The organism is Halobacteria archaeon AArc-dxtr1, from assembly GCA_025517425.1.
Lineage (GTDB): Archaea > Halobacteriota > Halobacteria > Halobacteriales > Natrialbaceae > Halostagnicola.
In genome coordinates this window covers 962,287-977,218 of sequence record JAOPJY010000001.1, presented here as the reverse complement: position 1 = coordinate 977,218, position 14,932 = coordinate 962,287, and the positions used below count along the sequence as shown (strand labels likewise).

Below are 14,932 nucleotides of genomic sequence, written 5' to 3'. Positions count from 1 at the left end.
ACCGCGTCCTGACCCAAAGGTGCGTTGCCGTCGTCCCCTCTCCCCAGCCACAGTCCGTAACGTTCAGGGCGCCGGACGGGAAATCCGCCACTCAATGTCGTCTGCCTCCCGAATTGCGTCCCTCGACTCGATTCCCGAGAACTCGACGCTGGTGTTCAGGGTTACGCCGGTCGACGATGCAGACAGCTCCTCCGGACGCACCGAGACGCCCGCTGGTTCGGACGACACGGTGACGGAGGCCATCCTGGTTCGGACCGACGACGGAATCGCCTGCTGGCACAACACTTGCCAGCACCTCACACACATTCCCCTCGACAAGGGATCCGGTGCCGCCATGCGAAACGGCGAGATCATCTGTGAGAACCACGGCGCGTACTTCGAAGCCGATACCGGACGGTGTACCTACGGCCCCTGTGAGGGGGCCTACCTCACGGAGCTCGCGGTCGCGATACGGGAGAATGCGGTGTATCTCGTCGACGACGACTACGTGTTCTCCGAACTTGGCCCGATTCCGACCGATGACACGGCGCGGGGCTCGACGTCGAACGTAGAGCTCTGAACCCGGCGGACCCCGAGCAGACCGCTTACCGCAGCCCGACGGGTCTGACCAGATCTCGCTCCTGCTCGTACTCGAGGAGGTCTACGTCGACGAGTCGCGGCAGATGGTCGTGGTACAGCGAAATGTAGACGTTTGCGATCTGCTCGGCGGAAATCTCGACGACCTCACGGCCCGTTTCACGACTCGCGACGGCCTCGGCTGCGTCGGGGAGCGTGACGGCTTCCTCGTACTCGCGCATCACCTGTAAAAAGAGGCGTCGGCGCTCGTTGGTGACCACCGATAGCGCCTCGTCGACCGTCTGGGCGGACGCATCTCGCGCTGCCAGCCAGTCGAGGAGACTGGCAACGACGTCCGCACAGCTAGATTCCGGTGTAGTGGTCATAGGGGAGAGCTGGTGTCGTTGTAGGGGAGTAGCCTGCGCGGTAAATATGCGTGTCGAAATGCCTCTTGCACTGTCGGCGGATCGCTCACTCGATCGTAAACGCCGGTTCAGCGACGTCCTCGCTCTTACAGGAGGGACATCGCGAGGGGAGGTTGACCGGATCGTCGAACGCGTCGAATCCACACGCACGACACGTCGGCGGTGCGACCAGCAACTGCTCGTCGGCGTCGGTTCCCTCGACGGATCGGGCGACGTGTTCGACGTGCTCGACGACTGCGTGGGGTGTCAGATCCAACCGGGCAGCCAACTCTGACGGGCGTGCGGCTTCCTCTCGGAGGGCGTCTGCGAGGCGCTGTCTCGTCGTCTCGTCTGCTTCCCGCATGTGGACGTCTGTGTCCCAGCGGGTAAAGACGGCTTCGCTGGAGACGGCTCGACTGCGACGGTCACCACGTCCTCGCGGGGGTAACTGACTTACATGGCGGTGATGAAGTGCCGGCTATGAAGGCCGTCGTGCTTGCTGGCGGATACGCGACCCGAATGTGGCCAATCACCAAACATCGGCCCAAGATGTTCCTCCCGATCGGGGAGTCGACCGTCATCGACCGCATCTTTGCCGAGCTCGAGGCTGACGACCGTATCGACGAGGTCTTCGTCAGTACGAACGAGCGCTTCGCACCCGATTTCGAGGCCCACCTCGAGGACCAGCCCTACGAGAAACCGACGCTCTCGATCGAGGAGACCGAGGCCGAAGACGAGAAGTTCGGCGTCGTTGGCGCGCTCGCCCAGCTGATCGATCGGGAGGGCGTCGACGACGACCTGCTCGTGATCGCCGGCGACAATCTGATGAGCTTCGCCGTCGCCGACTTCATCGACTACTTCGAAGCCAAGGGAGCGCCGACGCTCGCCGCCTACGATGTCGGCTCGCGCGACCAGGCCAAATCCTACGGGCTGGTCGATCTCGAGGGCGACCGCGTCGTCGATTTCCAGGAGAAACCCGACGACCCCAAGAGCACGCTCGTCTCCATCGCCTGCTACGCGTTCCCCCGTGATTCGCTCTCCCTGCTCCCGACGTACTTAGAAGACGGCAACAACCCCGACGAGCCCGGCTGGTTCGTCCAGTGGCTCCAGAACCGGGAGCCGACCTACGCCTACACCTTCGAGGGCGCCTGGTACGACATCGGCACCCCCGAGAGCTATCTCGACGCCGTCGCCTGGCATCTGGACGGCGACTCGCTGGTCTCCGAGAGCGCGAGCCTGGAGGACGCCACGATCGGCGAGAATGTCCACGTCATGGAGGGCGCGACCCTCGTCGACACCCACCTCGAACACGCGGTCATCTTCCCCGACGCAGTCGTCCAGAGCGGCGACGTTCGCCGCTCGATCATCGACGAGGGAACCCGCCTCGAGAATCTGGACCTCGCGGGGGCACTCATCGGCGCCCACACGACGATCACGAACGGCGTCTCCGAGTAATCGCAGTCGAGCGCAGCGGACGTCCTGGTAGACTGACTGGTCGTCAGAGCTATCTGTTTCGCCCTCGATTGGTACGGTGTTGCATGACTGCGCCCCAGTCGATCCTCGAACGGCGAGCCGAGGGGGTCCCTTGCGCCGACCTCGCCGACGCGCTGGCCTCGTTCGACCGGTACACCGGCTCGGATCCTCGGCTGCTCGTCGCCGAGGCTGCGGCGACGACGACCGGTGGCCGGCTCAGCAACGCCGTCGCCGCCGTCGAGGCGTTCCGCGAGTCGTTCGTCGACGCCGGTCGGGTCGACTCGTTGGCCGAGCTGGCTGCCGTCGATCCCGACGACGAGGACCTGGTTGCGGCGTTCGGCCCCGAGCGCCAACGCCACGTCTTACTGACCGTCGCGGACGTCCTCGCAAACCGTCCGGAGGACGACGATCTGGCGGCGCTGCAAGCCTGGGCAGGCGAGGCCGACGTCTTTCGCTATGAGGCGGATCCGATCGGGGCGATCGACGGTGTGGGCCCCGCGAGCTTTCAGCAGCTGCGGCTGCTCGCGGGCGCTGACGTCGTGGCGCCGAGGACTGGCGTCACCACGCTGATCCAGGAGATGGCAGACGACATCGACGAGTCAGAGATCGACGCCGAGACGCCGCTGCGAACGATCGCTGCCGCCGAGTGGCTCGCAATCGAGACCTCGTTCCGACGCGCCGAAATCGATCGGCTCGGCTGGTGGCACGGTGTCGACGAGGCCGAGCGGGAGGCCGAACTCGAGCGCCTCGCGTTGTGACTAGTTCAACCGCGCGTCCGTTACCTGGATCGACCCTCGCGTTCCCTCCCACTCAGTCTCGTACTCGAGGTCGATCCGGCGATCCATGTGCGGGCCGTCGACAACGAGTATCTCAGGAACCACCTTTTTCGCCTCGGAGTCGCTTCGCGACCCCCTCGACGAAAAATCTGGACCAAAAATCCCCTCACTCGCTTCGCTCACTCGGGGGAGGTGAGCGCCTACACCAACCGCGCGTCCGTGACCTGGATCGACCCTCGCGTTCCCTCCCACTCAGTCTCGTACTCGAGGTCGATCCGGCGATCCATGTGCGGGCCGTCGACAACGAGTGTCTCGAACTCGCCGCCCTCACCCAGGATGTGGACGCCGTACTCCTCGTTGAGTCGCTCAAGGTCGGCGAGGGCCTCTGCGTCTATCGTCCGGCCGAGCCAGGACTCGTCGAGCCCCGCTGCCGCGACCTGGACGATCTGGATCTCGAAACCGGCATCGAGCATCTCCTCGGCGAGCGCCCGCGGCTCTTCTTGCCACAGCGGCGCGAACAGATCACAGTCGAGTCGCTCACACATCGCCTCGATGCGGCTCGTCTGGTACTCGCTCTCGACGGCCCCAGCAGTCACACCGGCGACGCCGCCCGGCAGCTCTTCGTCGAGCTCTCTCAGTGCCGCCTCGAGCGGCTCGAGTTCGGCGTCGCCCTGCGCGCCCGAGTCGGTCGCTGCTCCGGCGTCGAAGTCGTCGGGCTCGACGTCGACGAGCTGAATCCCGACGCTCTCGGCTGCAAGCGTCGCGAGGTCAGTCGCGGGCGTGTGGTACATATACGAGTCGCCAGTTGGATGGACGGTGACCAGCCGCTCGACCGGGAGCCCCCGCTCTAGGGCGCGGTACAGCGCCCAGGAGGAGTCCTTGCCGCCCGAAAAGAGACTGATCCACGCGCCCGCAGGCTCGCTCATGTCCGAGGGTACGCCTGCGTCACTATAGGGGTGGCGAGTCCGTCGGGAAGATCCGAACCACTCGCCGTCAACTCACTCCTCCGAGCGCTCGTCGCTTCCACCCACTCCGTCTTCGCCGTCAAATTGGGGACGGCCGCTCCCGTCTGTGAGCTCGGATTCGGACGTGCGCTCGACCTCGTCGCGTCTCTCCGTCGGCTCCGTCCCGTCTTCCGATTGCGTCCCGCTCAGCCACGATGCGATTCGAACGCCAACGAGGCTGACGACGATGCCAGCCGTGACGTACAGCGCCAGTCGTTCCCCGGCGGTTACCTGGATATCGCCGACCGTTCGCCAGCCGAGGTTCACCGGCGGAATCGCCAGGGAGCCGATGACCGCCTGCGTCTCGAGGAAGTACGCCGAGAACCCGCGCACGACGAGCCCCACGGCGACCACGATAAATGGCAGATTGAGGTAGGATGCCCGCAGCGGGCGGTCACGGATGATCTCGTCTAACAGGCGACCCGCGCTTGCAGTCAACGCCGCCATCGCGAGCCACGGGACGCCCTCGAAGGCGAACGTCGCCGCCGGCAGCAGGATGTTCTGCGTTTGGTCCGACTCGAGCCCCGAGACGCCGAGTGCACCGGCAAAGAGGCCGACCAGCGTCAGCCCACCCGCGACCACGTAGGTCACGATCGACACCTGACCGGTGTACAGTGACTCGCGGACCTGGTGGGCCAGCGAAGCCGTGAGTTCGTCCAGGCTGAACCCCTTGTAGAGCAAGAAGAGCCCGATCACGGTCGTGATCGCGGCTGCGCCCTCTGCCGGTCCGACGAGCGTCGCGAGCATCGGGAAGACGAGCAGCGTTAAGCCGATCGGCACGAGAACGGTCTGGCGCAACTCTTCGTCGGCGAGAAACTGCTTCAGCAGATAGTAGGTCGACTCGATGTCTCTGGCCTGTCTGACCACTACTCGGTCGACCGAGTCGACCCGGACCCGACTCTCGACGATCGGGACCAGACGCTCGTCCTCGGCGCTGTCGATCACCACAACTGCCGAGTCCGGGTCGTACTCGGCGACGAGGTCGTCGATCTGGGATGCGACCGCCCGATCTGCCGACACCATCGACTCCCGGTCGCCCGAGACCACGGCGACGACGGCCTCCTCGTCCTCGTCGCGAAGGTCCTGGGCGACGCGGAGCGTCTCGAGCAGACTGTTAACGCCTGAATCCTCCGGATCCGCGAGGCCGACGTCGGTCACGAGCGCGCGGACTGCCTCCCAGCCGACGACCGGCGAGCGCAGGCCGGTCCGGCGACCCACGTCGTCGGTCCGGTCGAGGCAGACGACCAGGGTTGTCACGGTTTCCGTTCGACGGTGGGCAACGATAAAACCACGCCCTCAGGTGCGAAGTCGAAAGCGACCGTCCTCGGCGGATCCGGCGATCCCCGAGCCGAGCGCGTAGGCGACTGCGCGCGCTTCGGCGCCGACGCGGGATGCCAGTGGTCGCTTTGGTTCGAACTCGCGGACGGTCACCTCGTCGGTCCCCAACCGGTCGGCGAGGTCGTCCTCGATCTCGCGGCGCGTTCCGAGGCGGTCGACCAGCCCCAGCTCGTGGGCCTCGCCGCCCAGGTAGACTCGCGCCTCCGTCTCGCGGATCGTCTCCGCGTCGAGGTCCCGACCCTCGCTGACGCGCTCGACGAACGCCTCGTAGTAGTCGTCGATTAGCCCCTGGAGGTACGCGCGTTCCTTCTCGTCGATCTCCTTTAACGGCGTTCCCGCGTCTTTGAACTCTCCGGCGGCGAAGCGCTCGTAGGAGAGCCCGAGCTTCTCGGCCAGCCCGGTCGCATTGACCCGCGAGCCGATGACGCCGATCGAGCCGACGATACTGGCGTCTCGCGCCCAGAGTTCGTCGCAGCCACTGGCGATCCAGTAGCCGCCGCTGGCGCAGTAGTCCGTCGCGTAGGCGACTGTCGGTCCCTCGAAGCGCTCGGCAGCGCGCTTGATATCGTCGCTGGGAACCACCTCGCCGCCGGGCGTGTTCAGCTTCACCACCAGCGCCTCGACGGCCTCGTCCTCGTTGGCGCGGTCGATCTGCTCGACGATGTCGTCTGCGGGCGTCCCGCGCGGTCCCGTCGGGAGCCGTCCGCCTCCACCGTCGCGGGTGATCGGCCCGGAGACGGCGACTTCGGCGACGTCGTAGTCGGGTGCGATCGAACCGGCCGCGTTACCGGCGAACTTGATCCCGACGACCGCGACGATCACCGCGAGCAGGACGCCGAAGAGGTCGGCGAGGCTCTGGGGATAGACGACGAACAGCGCAACGCCGAGGATGGCGACGACTGCCGTCCCGACGGCGACGATTCCGAGTCTGAGGAGATCCTTCTCACTCACCGGCGTACACACCTCTGGTTCATGGGGTGACGTGCGTGCGCACCGCTGTTAAGCGTTGACGTCGCGGGACGTGTGAAGGGTTACAAGGAGAAGAGGACCCGTTCGGATTGTTCAGTGTGCATGCGAACTGAACGTCTACCAGAGAAGGCAATAGCAACCGAAACCCTGGTCAGTGCTTATTGTCCGTGCTCTGCGTGGCGCTCACTCCACTCGAATTCGTTAATATCTGTGTCCCAGTCTTCAACGTCACCGCTCTCAATGTCCTGAACGTCAATCAGATTATTGTCTATCTTGACGTCTGCCCGATCACCGAACTGAACACTATTGAAATCCTCTCTGGACGTTGGTGCGTTTCGGCAACCGTGATCGTCGTCGCCGAAATCGTCGCCACACACGCCGATCACATAGCGAACGTCCTCAAACTCGCTTTCTAACGTTTCATGGATTTCCTCAGAGACGACGGCCTCTGTGAGGGAAGAGACAATGTGATCGTACTCCGTTGCCACTTGTCCGGTTATCTCACTTTCGCCGTCGGAGTACAGTCGGAGTAGTTGATCCGAATAGGTGCGACTCTCGTGCCTCCATCTGACGGAGATCCCTTTGAGTTGCAGGAGTTCAGCTGAGAGAGTGTCCGAATCCGAAAGACAGCCTGCCAGCGCGCTACCCAATAGTGCACTCCCGGAGACGCCGATTACCTTTCGTCTGGAAACCATTGTTCTACATTTCAGACAGGACTATTTATAACTCTGGATACATGAGTAAGAATCTGGAACTGCTATGGGTAGTTGATCGGTTTACTTCCTCTACTGAACGGGGAGATCAATTGAAGGCCGCCTGCAACGAATAACGGTGATTTGCTATGTGCGTGTGCGAAGTGACCGCTGCCGTCAACAACAGACGATTGCAGTCAGTCACGCATAATTTGATATTAACCAACTGTACAAAATCTCCAATAGTGATTTATGAGTCGACCAACACCACCGGGTTATATCTGCTGGCTGCCAACGTGTTTTGGCAAGGCTTTTATACGGGGTTGTTGGACAACGGAGCATGGTCGAGATGAGCGGTCCTACTAGTGCGGTCGATGGTTCAGACAACGCAGCCGATTCTACCATCGAAATAGCCGACCACGGTTCCGATACTACGCCGGTGTTTGCGGTTGTCTCAGCGGTCGCGGAGGCGAGCGGTACTGATCTCCTTGAACTACCGCCGCTTCACGACTTCATTGATCCTGATGCGCTCAACAACCTGTTCACCGGGCACGCTACTGTCGAGCATGTTACGTTCCAGTACGCTGGGTACGACGTCGTCGTACGCGGCAGCGATGACGTACAGGTCGGGGTCGCCTCCGACGCCTGACCGCCACGCGCCAGACGACTTTTGGGCTGCGCTGAACGAGACCCACTCGTTCCTGCTCCACTGAGCAACGGCTACGACGGAGTCATAGAACTCGTTGCGGCAAACCTAGACAACACGAGTAATATGATGGCAGACCGGTAATATGACTGCAGACCGGGGTATCAGTCGTGACCGTGTTGACAAACTGCTCTCCACAGCGGTTGAGCACGGTACTATGCTTGTGTCTACTGACTACACACCCCAACCACCTCTGAACAGACAACGCGTCTCACTCTGTTAGTACACATCCACGTTCCGTCGCTGCCCGTCTCTACGCGCCTTAGCGCACTGATTGCTCTCGTGGTGCTGCTGTCCTCGGAAAACTCGCGTCGTCTCGCTACGCCGGGCTTAGAGCAGGCCCGTCTTCTGGAGTTTCATCAGGTCCTCGGTGTCGAGCGTCTCGCCTTCCTTGAACTTCTGATAGATCTCCTCGGCTTCCTCTTTGGCGGCCTCTTTCTTCTTGTCCCGGGCGGACTGGCGCTGCTTTTCCTCTTTCTTGTCCAGCTCGCGTAGGCGCTTCTGGACGCGCACGAAGTCCTCGTGGTGTCGGTCAGCGGCCTCCTGGGCCTCGACGAACGAGTCGTGCATGTCGTCGGCTTCGTCGCGGATGTCGTCGGCCTCGCGATAGGCCTCGATCATCTGGTTGTGGTGTTCCTGGGCCTTGTCGGCCAGCTCGGTCACCTTCTGGTGGTGCTGGGAGGCTTCAGATCGCACTTCTTCGGCTTCCTCGACGAGCTCCTCTAAGTCGTCGTTCTGCTCGAGTTTGCCCTTGCGCTCTGCGTACTCCTCGCGCTTTTGTTCGATCTTCTCGATGAGTTCGCGCTCGTCCTCGCTGGAGAGGACTTCCGTCTGCTGTTTGAACTCGAGTTGCTCGATCTCCTCTTCGAGCTCCTCGAGATCCTTGCCCTCGTCGAGCTCCATGTCGGACTTGAGCTGCTCGACGCGGTCGAAGAGCTTGTTGGCCTCGGCGTTGAGTTCGTTTCGCTGCTCTTTGTGCTCTTGGACCTGCTCGTTTAGCTCGTCGCGTTTCTCTCGGTGCTCCTGTGCCTCGTCGACCTTCTCGCGGGTCTTCGCGTTCAGGTCATCTCGGCTCGAGGCCCGCTCGGAGGCCATCTGGTTCAGGTCGTTCCGTCGGTCACGGAGCTGTCCGGCCTTCTTGATCAGCTGCCCTTTGGATTTGTTTTCGAGATCGTCTTCTGTCAGTTCGATGTTCTGTGATTCGTCTACCATGTGTTGGTCCCTCGATTCCATACCCGCACCGGCGACAGCGGTCGCTCAGGATCTGCGAAACCTCGGTGAATAAGATTTCCTGTCATCGATCGTCGAGCGATACGCGCCCCGGTGGCGTTCTGGTAACTGGCAATACCGTCCGGCGTAATTTAAATGTACCGGTCCGCAACCCCCTGAAAACGGTTGACAGGGGGCGTATCTGCCGTGTCGAGCGTTCCCACGGTGTAGTGGTGGGTATAAATACCACCCGTCGCTCGGTTCGGCGACTGACCCCCCGTCGGTGACAGCGTCGAGGCGAGTTGTCTCTCTGTTCGCTCGCCGTTCAAAAGAGATTCTCGAGCCGATCGTCGGAGAACGCCTCGGCCGGATCTTCCGTCGATTCCGGCTCCTCCTTTTGGGCCTGTCTCGCGCGTTCCATGAACGTCTCGATCCGGTCTGAGCGCTCGACGCCGGCCAGCACGACGAGCGCGGCCAGCCGGTCGCTCTGGAGTGGGAAGTCGCCGCCGCGAACCTGCATACTCCCGGTCTCGTCCTCGAGCCAGCGCCGCGAGCGCTCGACGCCCTTGCGAGGAATCGAGCCTGGACGCCCCGCGACGACCAGCAGCGCGGCTTCCGCCGTCGTCGCGTCGGGTAGGCTTGCTCCCGTGAGTACGGCCTGCCTCGTGATGCTCATCACCGTGTTGATGTTGTCCTCGCTGTCTTCGCCTGCGACCGCGCTGGCGTAGCCAAGCGCCGCGACGCCGCCCTGGCGAAGCGTGTTGATGACTTCTGAGGAGTCGACGACGCTCTCACCGATTTCCTCGACGCCCTCTCCGGACGCCAGCAGGAGGCCGATCCGCTGGGCGATTCGCTGGTTGATCGTCTCGAACGCACCCTCGACGCTCTCGCCTTGCTCGTGCCAGGCGTCGTTGTCGACCAGCAGCGTTGCGTCAGCCTCGCGAACGACGGTCTTCAGCGACCGGCCCGCGTTGGCCTGGTAGAGAGCCCCCTCGTTCTGTCCAGGGAGGATGCCCAGCGCGTACACTGGCACGTCGTAGATCTGTTGCAGATTGTGGATCAGTACCGGGGCGCCGCCACTCCCCGTGCCCCCACCCAGTCCTGCGACGACGAAGACGGCGTCGGCCTTGGAGGTCACGCGGCCGTCGATTCCGTCGATGACCTCTTGCATGTCTGACTGCATGACCTCAGCGCCGAGTTCGTTGTCGCCGCCGACGCCGTGTCCGTTCACTCGATCTGCACCGACCAGCTGTGTGTCGACGACGTCGAGTCCGTCGAGATCCGCCGTCGCGGAGTTGATCGCGACCGCTCCCTGAACCGCGTCGAACCCCATGTCTGCGTCGAATTTGACCAGCCGCTCCGTGACTTTTCCCCCCGCCTGTCCCACACCAATTAGGGCAACCTTCATGCCAGTTGGATGCGCCGGAGGGGTAGTCAACGTTTGGGATCGTGCCGATGGATGGCAACCCCTTTGGGTTCGATCCCCCTGGGTGTACACATGTTCTACGAACAGCGACGCTCCGTCCCCGCCTCACCGGCGGCTCTCCGGACCGAGTACGCAGTGGAGCTGTCGAGTATCGTCGACGACGTTGGTCTCGAGGACGTCACAGCCCAGACCGATATCGACCGCGATCGGCTCGTCTCGATCGACGACGCCGAACTGACGCTCGCGGAGGCGGCCGAGATTCAGTCGCTCACAGGCGGCGAACCCGACCCGGAGACAATCGAGACGATCGCCTGCGAGCATCTCTTACTCGGCATGTCCTCGGCGGTGATGGACGTCGATACGCTCGCGGCTGAGCTCGATCTCGCCCTCGAACCCAAAGAGATCCAACAAAAAATCGAGCGTCGAACGCCGATGACGTTCGCGGAGTACGTCCACCTGCAGTACGCGATCGTCGACGCACTGCCGTAGCCTGACGGTCGATCCTGTCGGCATCTCCGCACCCATTCGGTTCTGGTAGAGATTCGGCTCCGGTAGAAACTCGATTCCGGTAGCGTGTCGATCCCTCCCCACCAGAAACTCATCAGCGAGCGGTGACGTTATGCTCGACCAACTGCCAGTACGAGTATGCACGTTGCTATCTTGGGGTGTGGCTACGTCGGTCTCGAACTTGGTCGACAGCTCACGGAGCGAGGCCACGACGCGGTCGGGGTTCGCCGCTCGCGCGACGGCGTCGACCGGATCGAAGACGCCGGATTCGCGGGAGTTCAGGCAGACGTTACCGACGCGGACGCGCTCGCTGCGGTTCCCGACGTCGACGCGATCGTCTTCGCCGCCAGCAGCGGCGGCCGCGGCGCCGACGCGGCCCGCGAGATCTACGTCGACGGACTCCGAACCACGATCGAGACGTTCGGCGCGCGGACGGACGCGCCAGATCGACTCGTCTACACCTCCTCGACGGGCGTTCACGGCGACCACGACGGCGACTGGGTCGACGAGGAGACGCCGATCGAGCCGACGACAGAGAAGACTGCAGTGCTCGCCGAAGCCGAGCGGATTGCACTCGACGAAGCGCCCGAACACGGTCTCGGCGGGACCGTCGCCCGCTATGCGGGGCTGTACGGTCCCGATCGCTACCGGCTGGAGCGCTATCTCGAGGGGCCGGTGACGGAGGGATACCTGAACATGGTTCATCGCGACGACGCCGCCGGCGCGGTCCGGTATCTCCTCTGTGAGGACCTCGCCCGCAGTGATGTCGTCCAGGTGGTCGACGACGAGCCAGCGTCGAAGTGGACGTTCGCAGACTGGCTCGCCGAGCAAGCCGGTCGCGAGCAGCCGCCGAAACAGACTACCCAGGAGCGTATTGCGGCCGGTGACCTCTCCGATGCCGCCGAGCGCCGGCTTCGAACGAGCAAGCGCTGCTCGAACGCGAAACTGAGCGAACTGGGCTACGAGTTCGCCTATCCAACCTACCGCGAGGGGTACCGGGACGCGATCGCGGCGGTCCGATCTGGCGAGTAGTCACCGGCTGACTGGGGGAAAATTCTTGGTTGCTCGATTTGAGTGTGGAGTATGTGCTCTCGGGGGATACTGTCGATTGCGTCTGTATGGCGGGTGAAACGGTGTCGCTGATAGCGGTCGGCAGCGGGATCGACGGCGCTGCGATCCTCGCGGTCGATGCGGTCAGTGAGGTCGCCGAGACGACCGACCCACTCGTCCTCTCGCTGCTGGTACTCGCTGGTCTGGCGATCGCCGTCGGGGGATGGTGGCTGTTTCGCTGGGCTCGCAGGCCCCCTGGTACCCGTCTGCGTCGGGTGTTAGACGGCGTCGGCGAGGTTTCTGTCCTGATGCACCCGAACCCGGATCCGGACGCGATGTCGTGTGCGATGGCCGTCGCCGCGCTCGCCGACTCCGTCGACACCGAGGCAACCTTACAGTATCCGGGTGCGATTCGCCACCAGGAAAACCGCGCGTTCCGGACCGTTCTCGATTTAGACGTCGAGCAGGTCGAGTCGAACTCGGAACTGGCTGCCGAGGCCGTCGTGCTGGTCGATCACAACACGCCGCGGGGCTTTACCGGCTCCCAGACCGTCGAACCGATTGCTGTCGTCGACCACCACCCCGGAAACGGGACCGGGACGGCGTTTACCGACGTCAGAACTGACTACGGGGCGGCGGCGACGATCTTCGTCGAGTATCTCCAGGCGCTCGGTGCGACGAGCGACGACCAGGACGCCGACGTTCGCGTTTCCGAGGAGCTCGCAACTGGACTGCTCTATGGTATTCTCTCGGATACGAACCACCTCACGAACGGCTGTTCGAAGGCGGAGTTCGACGCGGCCGCGGTCCTCTATCCGCTCATCGACGAGGATCTTCTCGACCGGATCGCGAATCCGCAGGTCAGCGACGACGTGTTACAGATCAAAGCCAAGGCGATCACCGAGAAGCGCGTCGAGGGCTCGTTCGCCGTCTGCGACGTCGGCGAACTCGATAACGTCGATGCCATCCCCCAGGCTGCCGACGAACTGATGCACCTCGAGGGGGTGACGGCGGTCGTCGTCTTCGGAGAGTACGACGGCACGCTCCATCTCTCCGGGCGCTCGCGTGACGACCGCGTTCACATGGGCGAATCCTTGCGCCACGCCGTCAGCGACATTCCGATGGCCAACGCTGGTGGGCACGCTCGGATGGGCGGCGGGCAGGTCTCCGTCGAACATATGGGCGGTATCGGCCCCTCAGAGGGCGTCAGCAAGTCCCAGTTCGAAGACCGGCTGTTCGCGACGCTGTCCGGCGATCGGTCGTAGTCGGGCGACAGAACACGGTCGTAGTCGATGACCTGCCAGAACGGCTACCGCAACTCTTTCCACTCGGTCTCACAGTCCGGACACGCACGGACTGTCGTAATCGAGTCCGGATCGTTCGTCGTCTTCAGCGGTTTCTCGCATTCGACGCAGACGACCCGCTCGTAGGTGTCTTTCTCCAGGGTTCCCTCTCGCAGGCCTTTCCGGATCGTTTTCATACGCGGCCCATACGAAGGAGGGGGAGAAAAAGACCGGGGCTGTCCGTCCGACACGTGGGTCGAAAGCGTTGACCCCCTGGGACGTCTCTGGGAATGCATGTCTGCGGAAGCGACGCGGTTCCAGGGCCGGACACAGGTGTTCGGCTCGCTGTGTCTGCTGGTCTTTCTCGTCAACCTCGGGCGCGTGATCTACGCGCCGCTGCTCGAGCCGTTTCGGACGACCTTCGGCGCCAGCGCTGGCGCGGTCGGTCTGCTGGCGACGCTCGCGTGGGCCGGCAGCGCCGCGCCCCGGTTTCCGACGGGGTACCTGCTGACGCGGGTCGCTCGCCACCGGATCGTGCTCGTCTCGGGACTCGTCCTGGCCGGAGGATCGCTCGTCGCCGCGGCGGCAAACTCACTCGCCCACCTCTACGTCGGCGCCGTGCTCATGGGGGTCGCAAGCGGCGTCTACTACGTCGCCGCGATGCCGCTCCTGAGCGAACTCTTCCCGGAGCGCCCCGGGCGTGCGATCGGGATCAACGGCACCGCGAGCCAGCTCGCGGCCGTGGCGGCGCCGCTCGTGGTCGCTGCCGCCTACGCCATTGCGCGCTGGCCGGTCGCGGCCTGGCGGGTCGTCTTCGTCCTGATCGCGCTCGCGGCGCTCGTCTCGGCCGTCCACTTCGCGCTCGCCACGCGCCGCGCGACGTTGCCCGATGCCGGCGCAGCCGACCGCAACCTCGGAGCCGCCCTCGCCGCCCAGTGGCGCCTCGTCCTCGTCGGGGTCGTCGTCGTCGGTTTCGCCGGGCTCGTCTGGAACGGCGTGTTCAACCTCTACGTGACCTACCTGGTGGAGACGAAGGGGTTCTCGGCGGGCGTCTCGCAGCTGCTGCTGACCGTCGTCTTCGCGACCGGCGTCCCCGCCTTCTGGCTGACCGGTGCTATCGCGGATCGGGTCCCGTTCGTCCCGCTGATCCTCGCGATTCTCGCCGGCTTCGCCGCCTGTCTGGTCGCCCTGATCACGGCCCAGGGGCTGGTCGCGGTCGCCGCCGTCTCCGCGATCCTCGGTTACGTCATGCACAGCCTCTTCCCGGCGACGGACACCTACCTGCTCGCTTCTTTTCCCGATCAGCACCGCGGCAGCGCCTACGCCGTCTTCAGTGCGACGATGATGCCTATTCAGGCCGTCGGGAGCGTCCTCGTCGGCGGTCTCGTCGACCTCGGCTACGGCTTCGATCAGGTCTTCGGCGGGCTCGCCGTCGGCCTCGTCGCCATGACCGTGATTCTGGTTGGCTGTTACGCCGCTGGGCTGTTACCGGCGGGCGGAGCCGGCGGTGTCCGACCGGCCAGCGAGAGCTAATGGGGTG

17 protein-coding genes and 1 pseudogene are annotated in these 14,932 nt (G+C 63.9%); 8 read left to right on the top strand and 10 right to left on the bottom strand.

Annotation, left to right across the window (positions count from 1 at the left end):
* The first annotated feature begins 94 nt into the window (after positions 1 to 94).
* Positions 95 to 559 (top strand): Rieske (2Fe-2S) protein, encoded by a 465-nt coding sequence (locus tag OB905_04980; GenBank protein ID MCU4925341.1) that lies wholly within the window; start codon positions 95 to 97, stop codon positions 557 to 559.
* A 25-nt stretch (positions 560 to 584) separates the two neighbouring features.
* On the opposite strand, the gene OB905_04975 is transcribed toward OB905_04980, so the two are convergent.
* Positions 585 to 941, bottom strand: a complete 357-nt coding sequence (locus OB905_04975; GenBank protein MCU4925340.1) for a hypothetical protein — start codon at positions 939 to 941, stop codon at positions 585 to 587.
* An 85-nt stretch (positions 942 to 1,026) separates the two neighbouring features.
* Positions 1,027 to 1,323 carry a transcriptional regulator gene (locus tag OB905_04970; GenBank protein ID MCU4925339.1) on the bottom strand — a complete coding sequence of 99 codons (297 nt, stop codon included), beginning with the start codon at positions 1,321 to 1,323 and terminating at the stop codon, positions 1,027 to 1,029.
* A 116-nt stretch (positions 1,324 to 1,439) separates the two neighbouring features.
* Here OB905_04970 and OB905_04965 point away from each other — a divergent pair, with 116 nt between their 5' ends.
* Together OB905_04965 and OB905_04960 are read left to right on the top strand one after the other, a co-directional pair.
* Positions 1,440 to 2,414 (top strand): NDP-sugar synthase, encoded by a 975-nt coding sequence (locus tag OB905_04965; GenBank protein MCU4925338.1) that lies wholly within the window; start codon positions 1,440 to 1,442, stop codon positions 2,412 to 2,414.
* Between the two features lie 83 nt (positions 2,415 to 2,497).
* Positions 2,498 to 3,190, top strand: a complete 693-nt coding sequence (locus OB905_04960; GenBank protein MCU4925337.1) for a hypothetical protein — start codon at positions 2,498 to 2,500, stop codon at positions 3,188 to 3,190.
* Here the strand turns inward: OB905_04960 and OB905_04955 are convergent.
* From OB905_04955 to OB905_04935, 5 genes and pseudogenes are all read right to left on the bottom strand, one after another.
* A pseudogene (locus OB905_04955) lies at positions 3,191 to 3,304 on the bottom strand (ATP-binding protein).
* 104 nt (positions 3,305 to 3,408) lie between these two features.
* Positions 3,409 to 4,134 (bottom strand): diphthine--ammonia ligase, encoded by a 726-nt coding sequence (locus tag OB905_04950; GenBank protein ID MCU4925336.1) that lies wholly within the window; start codon positions 4,132 to 4,134, stop codon positions 3,409 to 3,411.
* A 72-nt stretch (positions 4,135 to 4,206) separates the two neighbouring features.
* Positions 4,207 to 5,469 (bottom strand): DUF373 family protein, encoded by a 1,263-nt coding sequence (locus OB905_04945; protein ID MCU4925335.1) that lies wholly within the window; start codon positions 5,467 to 5,469, stop codon positions 4,207 to 4,209.
* Positions 5,470 to 5,508: 39 nt separating this feature from the next.
* On the bottom strand, positions 5,509 to 6,501 hold the full coding sequence (gene sppA / locus OB905_04940; protein MCU4925334.1) for a signal peptide peptidase SppA: 993 nt from the start codon (positions 6,499 to 6,501) through the stop codon (positions 5,509 to 5,511).
* A gap of 176 nt (positions 6,502 to 6,677) precedes the next feature.
* The gene (locus OB905_04935) at positions 6,678 to 7,214 is read right to left on the bottom strand and encodes a hypothetical protein (GenBank protein ID MCU4925333.1); all 537 of its coding nucleotides are present in this window, start codon (positions 7,212 to 7,214) and stop codon (positions 6,678 to 6,680) included.
* Positions 7,215 to 7,560: 346 nt separating this feature from the next.
* Here OB905_04935 and OB905_04930 point away from each other — a divergent pair, with 346 nt between their 5' ends.
* A complete protein-coding gene (locus OB905_04930; GenBank protein MCU4925332.1) occupies positions 7,561 to 7,860 on the top strand; it encodes a hypothetical protein in 300 nt (99 codons plus the stop codon).
* 387 nt (positions 7,861 to 8,247) lie between these two features.
* On the opposite strand, the gene OB905_04925 is transcribed toward OB905_04930, so the two are convergent.
* Together OB905_04925 and OB905_04920 are read right to left on the bottom strand one after the other, a co-directional pair.
* On the bottom strand, positions 8,248 to 9,129 hold the full coding sequence (locus OB905_04925) for a phosphoserine phosphatase (protein ID MCU4925331.1): 882 nt from the start codon (positions 9,127 to 9,129) through the stop codon (positions 8,248 to 8,250).
* A gap of 322 nt (positions 9,130 to 9,451) precedes the next feature.
* Positions 9,452 to 10,534 (bottom strand): tubulin/FtsZ family protein, encoded by a 1,083-nt coding sequence (locus tag OB905_04920; GenBank protein ID MCU4925330.1) that lies wholly within the window; start codon positions 10,532 to 10,534, stop codon positions 9,452 to 9,454.
* Between the two features lie 90 nt (positions 10,535 to 10,624).
* Between OB905_04920 and OB905_04915 the strand changes: the two genes are divergently transcribed.
* The 3 genes from OB905_04915 to OB905_04905 all read left to right on the top strand — a co-directional run bounded on the left by OB905_04915 (position 10,625) and on the right by OB905_04905 (position 13,374).
* On the top strand, positions 10,625 to 11,041 hold the full coding sequence (locus tag OB905_04915) for a DUF5791 family protein (GenBank protein MCU4925329.1): 417 nt from the start codon (positions 10,625 to 10,627) through the stop codon (positions 11,039 to 11,041).
* Between the two features lie 156 nt (positions 11,042 to 11,197).
* A complete protein-coding gene (locus OB905_04910) occupies positions 11,198 to 12,091 on the top strand; it encodes an SDR family oxidoreductase (GenBank protein MCU4925328.1) in 894 nt (297 codons plus the stop codon).
* Positions 12,092 to 12,198: 107 nt separating this feature from the next.
* Positions 12,199 to 13,374, top strand: coding sequence for a DHH family phosphoesterase (locus OB905_04905; GenBank protein ID MCU4925327.1), 1,176 nt, complete (start codon positions 12,199 to 12,201; stop codon positions 13,372 to 13,374).
* A 44-nt stretch (positions 13,375 to 13,418) separates the two neighbouring features.
* On the opposite strand, the gene OB905_04900 is transcribed toward OB905_04905, so the two are convergent.
* Complete coding sequence (locus OB905_04900; protein ID MCU4925326.1) at positions 13,419 to 13,589, bottom strand: hypothetical protein; 171 nt, start codon at positions 13,587 to 13,589, stop codon at positions 13,419 to 13,421.
* Between the two features lie 97 nt (positions 13,590 to 13,686).
* Here OB905_04900 and OB905_04895 point away from each other — a divergent pair, with 97 nt between their 5' ends.
* On the top strand, positions 13,687 to 14,925 hold the full coding sequence (locus OB905_04895) for an MFS transporter (GenBank protein MCU4925325.1): 1,239 nt from the start codon (positions 13,687 to 13,689) through the stop codon (positions 14,923 to 14,925).
* Positions 14,926 to 14,932: the final 7 nt, after the last annotated feature.

Bases quoted from the DNA above. Each gene is read 5' to 3' on its own strand.
- OB905_04925 (MCU4925331.1), bottom strand. From the start codon at position 9,129: ATGGTAGACGAATCACAGAACATCGAACTGACAGAAGACGATCTCGAA.
- OB905_04980 (MCU4925341.1), top strand. From the start codon at position 95: ATGTCGTCTGCCTCCCGAATTGCGTCCCTCGACTCGATTCCCGAGAAC.
- OB905_04910 (MCU4925328.1), top strand. From the start codon at position 11,198: ATGCACGTTGCTATCTTGGGGTGTGGCTACGTCGGTCTCGAACTTGGT.
- OB905_04895 (MCU4925325.1), top strand. From the start codon at position 13,687: ATGTCTGCGGAAGCGACGCGGTTCCAGGGCCGGACACAGGTGTTCGGC.
- OB905_04915 (MCU4925329.1), top strand. From the start codon at position 10,625: ATGTTCTACGAACAGCGACGCTCCGTCCCCGCCTCACCGGCGGCTCTC.
- OB905_04930 (MCU4925332.1), top strand. From the start codon at position 7,561: ATGAGCGGTCCTACTAGTGCGGTCGATGGTTCAGACAACGCAGCCGAT.
- OB905_04900 (MCU4925326.1), bottom strand. From the start codon at position 13,589: ATGAAAACGATCCGGAAAGGCCTGCGAGAGGGAACCCTGGAGAAAGAC.
- OB905_04970 (MCU4925339.1), bottom strand. From the start codon at position 1,323: ATGCGGGAAGCAGACGAGACGACGAGACAGCGCCTCGCAGACGCCCTC.
- OB905_04920 (MCU4925330.1), bottom strand. From the start codon at position 10,534: ATGAAGGTTGCCCTAATTGGTGTGGGACAGGCGGGGGGAAAAGTCACG.
- OB905_04975 (MCU4925340.1), bottom strand. From the start codon at position 941: ATGACCACTACACCGGAATCTAGCTGTGCGGACGTCGTTGCCAGTCTC.
- OB905_04935 (MCU4925333.1), bottom strand. From the start codon at position 7,214: ATGGTTTCCAGACGAAAGGTAATCGGCGTCTCCGGGAGTGCACTATTG.
- OB905_04950 (MCU4925336.1), bottom strand. From the start codon at position 4,134: ATGAGCGAGCCTGCGGGCGCGTGGATCAGTCTCTTTTCGGGCGGCAAG.
- OB905_04960 (MCU4925337.1), top strand. From the start codon at position 2,498: ATGACTGCGCCCCAGTCGATCCTCGAACGGCGAGCCGAGGGGGTCCCT.
- OB905_04965 (MCU4925338.1), top strand. From the start codon at position 1,440: ATGAAGGCCGTCGTGCTTGCTGGCGGATACGCGACCCGAATGTGGCCA.